The organism is Streptomyces sp. NBC_00224 (assembly GCF_041435195.1).
Classification (GTDB): domain Bacteria; phylum Actinomycetota; class Actinomycetes; order Streptomycetales; family Streptomycetaceae; genus Streptomyces.
Genome location: NZ_CP108106.1, coordinates 3,348,223 through 3,361,267, shown reverse-complemented (window position 1 = coordinate 3,361,267; position 13,045 = coordinate 3,348,223). Strand labels below are relative to the sequence as shown.

The 13,045-nt window shown below is 71.0% G+C and carries 8 protein-coding genes and 3 tRNA genes; 7 read left to right on the top strand and 4 right to left on the bottom strand.

Annotation, left to right across the window (positions count from 1 at the left end; genetic code table 11):
- Window positions 1-92 precede the first annotated feature (92 nt).
- The 3 genes from OG965_RS15100 to OG965_RS15090 all read left to right on the top strand — a co-directional run bounded on the left by OG965_RS15100 (window position 93) and on the right by OG965_RS15090 (window position 4,723).
- The gene (locus OG965_RS15100; protein WP_371652587.1) at window positions 93-1,373 is read left to right on the top strand and encodes an NAD(P)/FAD-dependent oxidoreductase; all 1,281 of its coding nucleotides are present in this window, start codon (window positions 93-95) and stop codon (window positions 1,371-1,373) included.
- 39 nt (window positions 1,374-1,412) lie between these two features.
- Complete coding sequence (gene dnaG, locus OG965_RS15095) at window positions 1,413-3,305, top strand: DNA primase (protein ID WP_371652586.1); 1,893 nt, start codon at window positions 1,413-1,415, stop codon at window positions 3,303-3,305.
- A gap of 185 nt (window positions 3,306-3,490) precedes the next feature.
- Entirely contained in the window at window positions 3,491-4,723 is a 1,233-nt protein-coding gene (locus OG965_RS15090) for an RNA polymerase sigma factor (protein WP_371652585.1), read from the top strand.
- A 40-nt stretch (window positions 4,724-4,763) separates the two neighbouring features.
- Here the strand turns inward: OG965_RS15090 and OG965_RS15085 are convergent, their stop codons facing one another.
- From OG965_RS15085 to OG965_RS15070, 4 genes are all read right to left on the bottom strand, one after another.
- Window positions 4,764-6,695 (bottom strand): ABC transporter ATP-binding protein, encoded by a 1,932-nt coding sequence (locus OG965_RS15085; RefSeq protein WP_371652584.1) that lies wholly within the window; start codon window positions 6,693-6,695, stop codon window positions 4,764-4,766.
- Window positions 6,692-8,425: an ABC transporter ATP-binding protein gene (locus OG965_RS15080; protein WP_371652583.1), complete on the bottom strand. Its 1,734-nt coding sequence runs from the start codon at window positions 8,423-8,425 to the stop codon at window positions 6,692-6,694. Before OG965_RS15080 ends, OG965_RS15085 begins: the two co-directional genes overlap by 4 nt.
- Before the next feature lie 218 nt (window positions 8,426-8,643).
- Window positions 8,644-10,089, bottom strand: a complete 1,446-nt coding sequence (locus tag OG965_RS15075; RefSeq protein ID WP_371652582.1) for an FGGY family carbohydrate kinase — start codon at window positions 10,087-10,089, stop codon at window positions 8,644-8,646.
- A 99-nt stretch (window positions 10,090-10,188) separates the two neighbouring features.
- Window positions 10,189-10,503, bottom strand: coding sequence for a YtxH domain-containing protein (locus OG965_RS15070; protein WP_371652581.1), 315 nt, complete (start codon window positions 10,501-10,503; stop codon window positions 10,189-10,191).
- Window positions 10,504-10,697: 194 nt separating this feature from the next.
- Here OG965_RS15070 and OG965_RS15065 point away from each other — a divergent pair.
- The 4 genes from OG965_RS15065 to OG965_RS15050 all read left to right on the top strand — a co-directional run bounded on the left by OG965_RS15065 (window position 10,698) and on the right by OG965_RS15050 (window position 12,587).
- Window positions 10,698-10,770, top strand: a tRNA-Asn gene (locus tag OG965_RS15065).
- 5 nt (window positions 10,771-10,775) lie between these two features.
- Window positions 10,776-10,848, top strand: a tRNA-Asn gene (locus OG965_RS15060).
- A 164-nt stretch (window positions 10,849-11,012) separates the two neighbouring features.
- A tRNA-Ile gene (locus OG965_RS15055) sits at window positions 11,013-11,089 on the top strand.
- A gap of 748 nt (window positions 11,090-11,837) precedes the next feature.
- Complete coding sequence (locus OG965_RS15050; protein ID WP_371652580.1) at window positions 11,838-12,587, top strand: class I SAM-dependent methyltransferase; 750 nt, start codon at window positions 11,838-11,840, stop codon at window positions 12,585-12,587.
- Window positions 12,588-13,045: the final 458 nt, after the last annotated feature.

The window sequence follows — 13,045 nt, the reverse complement described above, 5'->3', positions numbered from 1 at the left end:
ACTCGGCGCCCCCAACGGAGCAAGCCCTCTTCCCCCATCACGCTCCGTGCGGGACGCTCGCAGATGGCGGTTGAGCAACGAGGAGGCATCAAGTGGTCGACGCAGACCGGACATTTGTCATTGTCGGTGGAGGACTGGCCGGGGCCAAGGCCGCCGAGACCCTGCGCGCCGAGGGGTTCAACGGCCGGGTGATCCTCATCGGCGACGAGCGGGAGCACCCGTACGAACGGCCTCCCCTGTCCAAGGGGTTCCTCTCCGGCAAGGAGGAGCGCGACAGCGTCTTCGTCCACGAGCCCGCCTGGTACGCGCAGAACGACGTGGAGCTCCACCTCGGCCAGACCGTCACCGCCATCGACCGTGAGGCCAGGACCGTCCGGCTCGGCGACGGCACCCTCATCGGCTACGACAAGCTGCTGCTCGCCACCGGCTCCGAGCCCCGCCGCCTCGACATCCCCGGCACCGACCTCGCGGGCGTCCACCACCTGCGCCGCCTCGCCCACTCCGAGCGGCTGCGCAACATGCTCAAGGCGCTGGGCCGCGACAACGGCCACCTGGTGATCGCCGGGGCCGGCTGGATCGGCCTGGAGGTCGCCGCCGCCGCGCGCGGATACGGGGCGGAGGTCACCGTCGTCGAGCCCGAGCAGACCCCGCTGCACCAGGTCATCGGCCCCGAGCTCGGCCAGATCTTCACCGATCTGCACGCCGAGCACGGAGTCCGCTTCCACTTCGGCGCCCGGCTCACCGAGATCACCGGCCAGGACGGCATGGTCCTCGCCGCCCGCACCGACGACGGCGAGGAGCACCCGGCGCACGACGTGCTCGCCGCGATCGGCGCCGCCCCGCGCACCGCCCTCGCCGAGAACGCGGGGCTCGCCCTCGTCGACCGCGCCGACGGCGGCGGGATCGCCGTCGACGCCTCGCTGCGCACCTCCGACCCGGACATCTTCGCCGCCGGAGACGTGGCCGCCTCCCACCATCCGCTGCTCGACACCCGGCTGCGCGTGGAGCACTGGGCCAACGCCCTCAACGGCGGCCCGGCCGCCGCGCGAGCGATGCTGGGCCAGGAGGTCAGCTACGACCGCGTGCCGTACTTCTTCTCCGACCAGTACGACCTGGGCCTGGAGTACTCGGGCTGGGCGCCCCCCGGCTCGTACGACCAGGTGGTGCTCAGGGGCGACGCGGGCAAGCGCGAGTTCATCGCCTTCTGGCTGAAGGAGCGGCGGGTGCTGGCGGGGATGAACGTGAATGTGTGGGACGTCACAGAGTCGATCCAGGGCCTGATCAGGGCCGGAACCAAGGGCGTCCAGGTGGACCCCGACCGGCTCGCGGACCCGTCCGTGCCCCTGGGAGACCTGCTGCCCGACCAGTCCTGACTAGTCCTGACTGTCACCGCTGCCACGTAGACTTCGTGCGTGGCTGGCAGGATCAACGATGACGACGTGAAGGCGGTCCGGGACGCGGTCCCGATCGACGCCGTCGTGTCCGAGTACCTCCAGCTGCGCAACGCGGGCGGCGGCAACCTCAAGGGCCTCTGCCCGTTCCACGACGAGAAGTCCCCGTCCTTCCAGGTCAGCCCGAGCAAGGGTCTCTTCCACTGCTTCGGCTGCCAGGAAGGCGGCGACACGATCGCCTTCGTCCGGAAGATCGACCACCTGTCGTTCTCCGAGGCCGTCGAGCGCCTGGCCGCCACCGCGGGCATCACCCTGCGCTACGAGGAGGGCGGCTACAACCCCTCCCACCAGCGCGGTGAGCGCATCCGCCTGGTCGAGGCGCACAAGGTCGCCGCGCAGTTCTACATCGAACAGCTGGGCACCAGCCCCGAGGCCGAGATCGGCCGCAAGTTCCTCGCCGAGCGCGGCTTCGACCAGGCCGCCGCCGCCCACTTCGACGTCGGCTACAGCCCGGCGGGCTGGGACCACCTCACCCGCTTCCTGCGCGGCAAGGGCTTCAGCGACAAGGAGCTGACCCTCTCCGGGCTCTCCCAGGAGGGCCGCCGCGGCCCCATCGACCGCTTCCGCGGCCGGCTGATGTGGCCGATCCGCGACGTCTCGGGCGAAGTGGTCGGCTTCGGCGCCCGCAAGCTCCGCGACGACGACAACGGCCCCAAGTACCTCAACACCCCCGAGACCGCGATCTACAAGAAGTCGCAGGTCCTGTACGGGATCGACCTGGCCAAGAAGGACATCGCCAAGTCCAGCCGCGCGGTGGTCGTCGAGGGCTACACCGATGTGATGGCCTGTCACCTCGCCGGGGTCACCACCGCCATCGCCACCTGCGGCACGGCCTTCGGCGGCGACCACATCAAGATCCTGCGCCGCCTCCTGATGGACAACGGCAGCGCGCGCGTGATCTTCACCTTCGACGGTGACGCGGCGGGCCAGAAGGCCGCCCTGCGCGCCTTCGAGGACGACCAGAAGTTCGCCGCCGAGACCTACATCGCCATCGCCCCCGACGGCATGGACCCCTGCGACCTGCGCCTGGCCAAGGGCGATGAGGCGGTCGCGGACCTGGTGCAGCCGCGCACCCCGCTCTTCGAGTTCGCGATCCGCCAGATCGTGCAGCGGTACGACCTGGAGACCCCGGCGGGGCGTGCGGCCGCCCTCGACGAGGCCGCCCCGATCGTCGCCCGCATCAAGAACATCGCCTCCCAGCACGAGGTGGCCGTCCAGCTGGCCGGCATCCTCGGCATCCTGGACACCCAGTTCGTGGTCAAGCGCGTGGGCCAGCTGGCCCGTTGGGCCCGCGACCGCGGCGGCAAGGGCCCGGCCCCGGACCGCCGTCGCGAGTACGGGGAGGTGCAGGCCCCGTCCGCCGCCCCCTCCGGCCCCGCCCTGAACCTGCGCAGCCCCGCCCACCGCACCGAGCGCGAGCTCCTCAAGCTCGCCCTCCAGCACCCGCACCTGGTCTCCCCGGCCTTCGACGCGTACGGCGTGGACGAGTTCACGGCCCCGCCGTACGCGGCGGTGCGCCAGTGCGTCATGGACGCGGGCGGCGCCACGGACGCCCCCTCCGACTACCTCCCGGCGGTCATGGACTCGGCCCCCAACGACACGGTCCGCGCGCTCGTCACCGAGCTCGCCGTGGAGGCCATCCACGCGCGCGTGGTCGACGAGGCGTACGCGGGCGAGCAGCTGGTGGCCGTCCGCCGCCGGGCCGTCGACCGCCGCCTCCTCGACATCCAGGGCACCCTGGCGCGTCTCGGGCAGAACGGCGACCCGGAGCGACTGGCCGCCGTGCAGAACGAGTTGTGGGTCCTCCAGCAGTACGGGCAGGCGCTGCGCAACCGGGGCTCCGAAGCCCTCTGAGGCCGGCGCGCGGCCCGTCCCGGGCGCCCCGGACCGCTTACCCGACCGGCGCCGGGGTACCCGAACCCGCAACAGCGCGGCGCGAGCCGCTGCCGCTCGGGTAACCGCCCGGTCACGGACCGGCTTCAAAAAGTCACCGCACGCCCCTCGTGGCGGAGATGTGTCTTACCCCACACTGGGGTGCGGTGCCTGAGTCCTCGGAGCGCGGCCGGCCCACCGAAGGTGGGTACCTCACCCCCGCGGATCCGCTCATCGTGTACGGGACGGACAGCGGCCCGGCCGCCCCCGTCCCGCTGCCGCACGCCCCCGATCCGGCAGCGATCACCCTGGAGGTCGCCCCCGTGCAGACCCAGACCCTGACCGACAACGACGTCATGGCCACCGTGCCCCCGCAGACCCGGGCCGTGCTCCACCCCGAAGCCGAAGCGCCCGCCGTCGAGATCGTCGACGACGTGGTGGACGTGCCGGAGCCGCCCGAAAGGGTGCCCGGACGGGTGGACACCGGCGGCCCGTCATCCGACCTCTTCCGGCAGTACCTGCGTGAGATCGGCCGGATCCCGCTGCTCACCGCTGTCGAGGAGGTCGAGCTCGCCCGCCGGGTGGAAGCTGGCCTGTTCGCCGAGGAGAAGCTCGGCAACACCCCGGACCTGGACTCCCAACTCGCCGTGGATCTCGACAAGTTGGTGGTCATGGGCCGGATGTCCAAACGCCGCCTCATCGAGGCGAACCTGCGCCTGGTCGTCTCCGTCGCCAAACGCTACGTCGGCCGCGGGCTCACCATGCTCGACCTGGTCCAGGAGGGAAACCTCGGACTGATCCGCGCGGTCGAGAAGTTCGACTACGCGCGCGGCTACAAGTTCTCCACGTACGCGACGTGGTGGATCCGCCAGGCCATGTCCCGCGCGCTGGCCGACCAGGCCCGTACGATCCGCGTCCCCGTCCACGTGGTGGAGCTGATCAACCGGGTCGTCCGGGTGCAGCGCCGGATGCTCCAGGAGCGCGGCTACGAGCCGACGCCGGAGGAAGTGGCCGCACAGCTCGACCTGGCGCCCGAGCGCGTGAGCGAGGTGCTGCGGCTCGCCCAGGAGCCGGTCTCGCTGCACGCACCCGTGGGCGAGGAGGACGACGTCGCGCTCGGCGACCTGATCGAGGACGGCGACGCGGCGTCCCCCGTGGAGTCCGCGGCCTTCCTGCTCCTGCGTGAACACCTGGAGGCGGTGCTGTCCACGCTGGGCGAGCGCGAGCGCAAGGTGGTCCAGCTGCGCTACGGGCTCGCGGACGGGCGCCCGCGCACGCTGGAGGAGATCGGCCGCATCTTCGGCGTCACGCGCGAGCGCATCCGCCAGATCGAGTCGAAGACGCTCAACAAGCTCCGCGACCACGCGTTCGCGGACCAGCTGCGCGGTTATCTGGACTGAGCGGGCGGGGCCGGGCTCCGGGCCCGCCCCCGCCCCGGCCTCAGTCGACCTCCGCCACCGCCTGCGCGAACTGCGCCGCGTACAGCCGCGCGTAGGCCCCGTCCGCCGCCAGCAGCTCGTCGTGCGTGCCCTGTTCGACGATGGACCCGTTCTCCATCACCAGGATCACGTCGGCGTCGCGAATGGTCGACAGCCGGTGGGCGATCACAAAGCTCGTGCGCCCGTGGGCGAGCCGCGCCATCGCCTTCTGGATCAGCACCTCGGTCCGGGTGTCCACCGAACTCGTCGCCTCGTCCAGCACCAGGATCACCGGGTCGGACAGGAACGCCCGGGCGATGGTGATCAGCTGCTTCTCGCCCGCGCTCACCCCCGTACCCTCGTCGTCGATCACTGTGTCGTAGCCGTCCGGCAGCGTCCGTACGAACCGGTCCGCGTGGGCGGCCCGGGCCGCCTCCTCGATCTCCTCGCGGGTGACCGGCCGCGACGCCCCGTACGCGATGTTGTCCGCGATGGTGCCGCCGAACAGCCAGGTGTCCTGGAGGACCATGCCGATGCCCGAGCGCAGCTCCTCGCGCGACATCCGGGCCGCGTCCACCCCGTCCAGGGTGATCCGCCCGTCCGTCACGTCGTAGAACCGCATCAGCAGGTTGACCAGCGTCGTCTTGCCCGCGCCGGTCGGGCCGACGATCGCGACCGTCTGGCCCGGCTCGACCTTCAGCGACAGGTCGTCGATGAGCGGCTTCTGCGGGTCGTAGCGGAACGCCACCTTCTCCAGCGTCACCGCGCCGCGCCGCTCCACCGGCCGCTCGGCCGACTGCGCGTCCGGCTCCGGCTCCTGCTCGTCCGCGTCGAGCAGTTCGAAGATCCGCTCGGCGGAGGCGACCCCCGACTGCACCAGGTTCGCCATCGAGGCGACCTGGGTGAGCGGCATCGAGAACTGCCGCGAGTACTGGATGAACGCCTGCACATCGCCGATCGACAGCGCGCCGGAGGCGACCCGCAGCCCGCCGACGACCGCGACCAGGACGTAGTTCAGGTTCGAGATGAACATCATCAGCGGCTGCATCACACCGCTGTTGAACTGCGCCTTGAACCCGGCCTCGTACAGCGCCTCGTTCTGCTCGTCGAACTGCCGCGCCGACTCCTCCTGGCGCCCGAAGACCTTCACCAGGGTGTGCCCGGTGTACATCTCCTCCACGTGCGCGTTGAGCCGGCCCGTGGTCTTCCACTGCTGCACGAACTGCGGCTGCGACCGCTTGCCGATCTTCGTCGCGACGACCACCGACAGCGGTACGGTCGCCAGCGCCACCAGGGCGAGCAGCGGCGAGATCCAGAACATCATCGCGAGCACGCCGACGATGGTGAGCAGTGAGTTGATGAGCTGGCCCATCGTCTGCTGCATCGTCTGCGAGATGTTGTCGATGTCGTTGGTGGCGCGGCTGAGCACCTCGCCGCGCTTGGCGCGGTCGAAGTACGACAGCGGCAGCCGCGACAGCTTCGCCTGCACCTGCTCGCGCATCCGGAACACCGTGCGGTTGATCGCCCGGTTGGAGAGCCGGGTCGCCACCAGCATCAGCAGCCCCGCGCCCACGTACACCGCGAGCGCCCAGAGCAGCACCCCGCCGACCGAGCCGAAGTCGATGCCGTGGCCGGGGGTGAAGTCCACCCCGGAGAGCATGTCGGCGAGCCCGCCGTCGCCCTTCTCGCGCAGCCGGTCGAGAGCCTGCTCCTTGGTCGTCCCGTCCGGCATCTGCCGGCCGACGACGCCTGCGAAGACCAGGTCGGTCGCCTTGCCGAGGATCTTCGGCCCGACCACCGACAGCGCGACGCTGAGCACCGCGGCGACGACCATCACATAGAGCGTGCCCTTCTCCGGGGCGAGTTGCCGCAGCAGCCGCTTCGAGGAGCCCTTGAAGTCCATCGAGCGTTTGCCGTCGCCCTGACCCATCATCCGGGCCATGTTTCCGCTCATGCCGCCTCGGCCTCCGTCAGCTGGGAGAGCACGATCTCCCGGTACGTCTCGTTCTCGGCCATCAGCTCGTGGTGGCGGCCGGTGCCGACGACCCGGCCCTCGTCCAGGACGACGATCCGGTCGGCGTCGCGGATCGTGGAGACCCGCTGGGCCACGATCACGACGGTCGCCTCGCGCGTCTCGTGCAGCAGCGCCGCCCGCAGGGCCGCGTCCGTCGCGTAGTCGAGCGCCGAGAACGAGTCGTCGAAGAGGTAGATCTCCGGGCGCTGCACCAGGGTCCGCGCGATCGCGAGCCGCTGGCGCTGGCCGCCGGAGACGTTGGTGCCGCCCTGCGCGATCGGCGCGTTGAGCCCGCCCTCCAGCTCGGAGACGAACTCCTTGGCCTGGGCGACCTCCAGGGCGTGCCACAGGTCGTCGTCGGTGGCGTCGGGGTTGCCGTACCGCAGATTGGTCGCGACCGTCCCGGAGAACAGATACGGCTTCTGCGGCACCATCGACACGGTCTTGGCGAGCAGTACGGGATCGATTCCGCGCACGTCCTCGCCGTCGACCAGGACCGTGCCGTCCGTCACGTCGAACAGCCGCGGCACCAGCCCGAGCAGCGTCGACTTGCCGCTGCCCGTAGACCCGATGATCGCGGTGGTCTCGCCGGGACGGGCCACCAGGTCCACCCCGTTCAGGACGGACTCCTCCGCGCCCGGGTAGGTGAAGTCGGCGCCGCGGACCTCCAGATGGCCGCTGCGGCGCAGCTCGCGCACCGGCGAGAGCGGCGGGACCACACTGGTGTCGGTGGCGAGGACCTCCTCGATGCGCTCGGCGCAGACCTCGGCGCGCGGCACCATCATGAACATGAACGTGGCCATCATCACGGCCATCACGATCTGCATCAGATACGTGAGGAACGCGGTGAGCTGGCCGATCTGCAGGGAGCCGCTGTCGATCCGGTGGGCGCCGAACCACACCACGGCCACCGAGGAGACGTTGACCACCGTCATGACCGTGGGGAACATCAGCGCCATCAGCCGGCCGGTGCCCAGGGAGACGTCCGTCAGCTCGGTGTTGGCGCCCTTGAAGCGGTTCTTCTCGTAGTCGTCCTTCACGAACGCCCTGATCACACGGTTGCCGGTGATCTGCTCGCGCAGTACGCGGTTCACCGTGTCCAGGCGGGTCTGCATGGTGCGGAACAGCGGTCGCATCCTGCGCACGATCAGCGAGACGGAGATGCCGAGCACCGGCACCACGGCCAGCAGCACCGCCGACAGCGGCACGTCCTGGCCGAGCGCCATGATGATGCCGCCGAAGCACATGATGGGCGCGGACACCATCAGCGTGAACGACATCAGCGTCAGCATCTGGACCTGCTGTACGTCGTTGGTGGTCCGGGTGATCAGGGTCGGCGCCCCGAAGTGGCCCACCTCGCGCGAGGAGAACGACTGGACGCGCCCGAAGACGGCCGCCCGCATGTCCCGGCCCACGGCGGACGCGGTGCGTGCGCCGAAGTAGACGGCGCCGACGTTGCAGACCACCTGGACCAGGCTGACGGCGATCATGATGCCGCCGAACTCCAGGATGTAACCGGTGTCCCCGCCGACGACACCGTTGTCGATGATGTCGGCGTTCAGGGTCGGCAGATAGAGGGTCGCGCACGTCTGGAGCAGCTGCAGCAGCACCAGGAGCGCGATCGGTTTCTTGTACGGAACCAGATGGGTCCGCAGGAGTCGTATGAGCACGTGGAGGCTCTCCGGGTCGGCAAGATCGAGGGGTTCGACCCCCCATCTTGCGACACTCCACCCCTGGAACCTCAAGCGATTAAGCCAAGGGCGAGTCAAAAGGATGAGTCAAGAGGGGACCTCCGGCGCAGTCAAGACGACACGCCGAAGAGCACCCCGTACGGCTGATTCTCCGCCTCCGGCGACCGGAAGCACCGCCTCAGCCACTCGCGTCGAACTCAGGCTCCCGTGTCGAACGCGCCCGGGTGGATCTCGTCGCGCGTCGCGATGTACTGCTGGCGCACCGCCTGCCCCACGGGCAGCTCCTCGCCCGGCTCGAAGACCTGCGCGGCCGCGCCCTGCCAGGCCGGCGGGGTGTGCGCGGCGAGGGTGCCCTGCGAGACGCCGAGCGCCCAGGCCGCCTGCCGGGCCGCGCCGAGCGCCGCGTACTCGGCGGGCTGCGGGACGACCACCTGTGTGCCCAGGATCGCGGGCGCCGCCGCCTGTACGGCGGGCAGTTCGGCCGCGGCCCCGAGCAGGAAGACCCGCCGCACCTCGACCCCGCGCAGCCGCAGTACGTCGAGCGCGTCCGCCAGCGAGCAGAGCATGCCCTCGAAGGCGGCCCGCGCCAGGTGCTCGGGCTTCATCGACTCGCGCCGCAGCCCCGCCAGCGTGCCGGCCGCGTGCGGCAGCCGGGGCGTGCGCTCGCCCTCCAGATACGGCAGCAGGACGAGCCCGCAGGCGCCCGGAGTGGACTTCAGCGCAAGGGCGGAGAGCTCCTCCAGGCTCTCGGTGCCGAGCATCTCCGCCGTGCCGCGCAGCGCCCGTACCGCGTTGCTCGTATGCACGACCGGCAGATGGCGGCCGGTGGCGTCGGCGAACGACGTAATCATCCCGGCCGGGTCGGCCAGCGCCTCGTGGTGCACGGCCATGACGGAACCCGACGCGCCGAGCGAGACGACCGCGTCGCCGGGCCCGACGCCGAGCCCGAACGCGGCGGCCATCGTCTCGCCGGTGCCGGCCGAGATCAGCAGCCCCTCGGGGGTGGTCCCGGCCGCGTCGGAGGGGCCGAGCACCTCGGGGAGCGCGACGTGGTGGCCGAGCGCGAGCTCGACGAGATCGGGGCGGTAGAAGCCGGTCGCGGCCGACCAGTAGCCGGTGCCGGAGGCGGCGCCCCGGTCGGTGGTGCGGCGGGCCGGACGGCCGAGCAACTGCCACACCAGCCAGTCGTGCGCCTGCACGATCGCGGCGGTGCGCTGGGCGGACTCCGGTTCGGTACGGGCCAGCCAGCGCAGCTTCGCCACGGCCTGGGCGGCCTGCGGCACACAGCCGACGGCCTTGGCCCACGCCTCGCGCCCGCCGAGCGCGTCGGTCAGATCCGCCGCGCCGGCCTGGGCGCGCTTGTCGTTGCCGGTCAGCGCCGCCCGTACGAGAGCGCCCTGCCCGTCGAGTGCGATCAGCGCGTGCTGCTGGGCGGCCACGCCGATGGCCTGCACGCCTTCGAGCAGCCCGCCCGCCGCGGCCTCGCCGAGCGAGAGCAGCCAGGCCTGCGGATCGACCTCGGTGGCCTTCGGGTCGACGGGATGCGGGGCGTACCCCTGCCGCAGCACGGCACCGGTGTCGGTGTCGCAGACGACGATGCGTGTGAAGGCGGAAGAGCTGTCCAGCCCGGCGACTATCCCCATGCGCACGATTCTGCATCACGCCGGGGGCCACCGGGGCCCCGCGGCGGTCCGGTCTTGCGGGCGGGGGCCCCGGCGAGCGCCGCCGGTGTGCGGGATCCGTCAGGTGTTGCTGGTGCCCCAGTCGTCCTCGGCGGAGCCCTGGCCGCGCTCGCGCAGCGCCCGCACCCGCTTGGCGACCGCCTCCGGCACGCCGTCCCCGACCTTCTCGGACACCTTCTCGCTCACCGCGTGGAGCGCCTTGCCCGCGTACGCGCGGCCGTTCTGCGCGGCCGACTCCGCGGTGTTGCGGACCGCCGGGTTCTGGGCGACCTGCCGGGCGGACTTCTTCAGCTGCTCGTACCGCTCGCGTCCGGCACGGGTCCCGAGCACGTACCCGACGACGAGTCCGACGGCGAACGTGAGCCGGTAGCGCATGGCGGTCACCCTTCTGTGGCGTCTGTCTGACGTCGCTGTGGCGTCGTGTGCTGCGCCTACCCGTGCAGCCCCGTGATCACCCGGGGCGGAACCGATTGGCGGAGCACCCCCCTGCTTGCGCTAATGTATGTGTCGCAGCGAGCGCACGCCGCCCGGGGACACCCGGGGTAGGTACGTTCGATGCAACGAGACATTCCCCTGTAGCTCAATTGGCAGAGCAGCCGGCTGTTAACCGGCAGGTTACTGGTTCGAGTCCAGTCGGGGGAGCTCGGTCTCCTGTAGCTCAATTGGCAGAGCAGCCGGCTGTTAACCGGCAGGTTACTGGTTCGAGTCCAGTCGGGAGAGCAGTGAAAAGGACCCCTTGAGGGTCCTTTTTCATGCCCCGGGGAACCGGGCGGGCCGCGACGGGGTCCTCATGGTCGTGCGTTGCCGACCATCCGAGGCAGGAGATCGTATGAGCGGCTATGCTGCGGCAGACGGCGCGCACAAATGTGCGCGACGCGCCGTTAGGGGCGGTAGCTCAGCCGGTTAGAGCAGCGGACTCATAATCCGTCGGCCGTGGGTTCGAGTCCCACCCGCCCCACCACGCGGCGTTCCTGCAGGAACGTTTCAGACAGGCGCGACCATGATGCCCCCGGGGCGTCGTACTCCACGTACGACACACCGGGGGCATCGTGGCACCCACCCGGTCGGAGTGACGGCGGAGCGGGGGCCGGGCGGGGCCGGGGAGCGGGAGGCGCGGCCGGGTGTACGGCTTGGCGCGCGGGGCGGGCTTTCTTCCGGGGTTCCGGGGTTCGCGGCTTCCGGAGTTCTGGGGCGCATTCCCCGTAATTGCGATACGCCGTGGTGCGCCGCGCCGTCTTTCGGGCGCCGTGAATTCCCGATTCCGGGTGCGTGTATGTGTGCGTGTACGTGTACGTGTACGTGTACGGGAGAGATGGGCCGGGAGTGAATTGAATTCCCCCGCATTCCGATCCGGTCCCGGCCCCGGGGGCGGGGGCGGGGCGGGGGCCGCCCGGGGTGGCGTCCGCCGGGGTGGCGGGGCCGCGGCCGCAGGCGGGCGGGCGTGGGGGCCTGGGGGGCGTGGCTGGGCCGGTGGGGCGCGGGGGGCGTGGCTGCGCGGCCTGGGGCGTCGGCGCGGCGAGCCGGGGGCGGGCCCGCGACCCCGTGGCGCATTTCCTTCGCCTCCATCGTCTCTTTCGTTGAATTGTCAAGCCCTGTGTTCAACCGCGGAGTTCCCGCGATTGAACGTCTGATCAGCCGCCCGGGCTTGTCCGGAGGTGATTCGGTCCGGGAGATTGACCACATCACGATTCGCAAAGGGGAGGCACCAGGTGAGCACGGAAGAACCGCAGGGCGGCGAGGTCTACACGGCGGGCAGTGCCAACTTCGATCCGCTGTACGCGGGGAAGGTGCGGACAGAGGGCCTGGGCATGAAGTTCGACTTCGCGCCCTGGAACATCCCCGAGCCGCAGCCGGTCGTGGTCGCCCTGGAGGCGTCCGGCGCGTTCCGTGGGAAGGTGCTGGACGCGGGGTGCGGCACCGGGCAGAACTCGCTGCACCTGACGAGCCGCGGCCACCGCGTCACCGGCCTCGACTTCTCGCCCTCCGCGATCGAGCAGGCGCAGGAGCGGGCGCGGGAGCGCGGGGCCGATGTGAAGTTCGCCGTGTCGGACGCGACCGCCTTCGAGGGCGTCGAGGGCGACTTCGAGACGGTCCTCGACTACGGGCTCTACCACGTCCTCACCGACGAGCAGCGGCGCAAGTACGCGGCCGCGCTGCACCGGGTGACGGCGCCGGGGGCCCAGCTGCACCTGTTCGCCTTCGCGGAGTCCGAGCTGGTCGGGCTGCCGCCGCAGCAGCTCCGTGTCAGCAAGGACAACTTCCGCGTCAACCTGGAGGGCACGTGGCGCATCCTCGCGATCGAGGACAGCCTGTGCACGACGAACCACACGCGTGAGTACTTCGAGAAGCAGCGGGCCGAGACCGGTGGGACGCTGCCGTTCGACCCGAACGCGTTCGATGTCGACGCGAAGGGGCGCATCGTGTACCCGATGTCGTACGTGCACGCGGAGCGCATCTGACGGTTGATTCCCCCCACCCCGCCCGTTCCCTTAACCCTCCGGGGGTGGGTGGGGGTGAGGGTGGTTTCCCGGGGGCTGCGCCCCCGGACCCCCGTTGCGGGGCCTGCGGCCCCTGCACCCCGCTTTCGGGGCTCCGCCCCGGACCCCGCTCCTCAAACGCCGGAGGGGCTGAATTTGGCCGGACCCCGTCCTGCCTTTAGGGGCGCGGGGAACTGCGCGAGCAACCACAGTCGACCCGCAGACGAACACCGGGCCGAGAAGGGGCGCGGGGAACTGCGCGGCCAGCCACAGTCGACCCGCAGACGAATCCGCACCGCCCCGGGCAAGCCCGCACCCCGGCCACCCAGCAACCCCCTCAGGGGCGCGGGGAACTGCGCGAGCAACCACAGCCGACCCGCAGACAGACACCGGGCCGAAAAGGACCCGCAGGCCAACCGCCCCACGGCACCGGTTAGCAT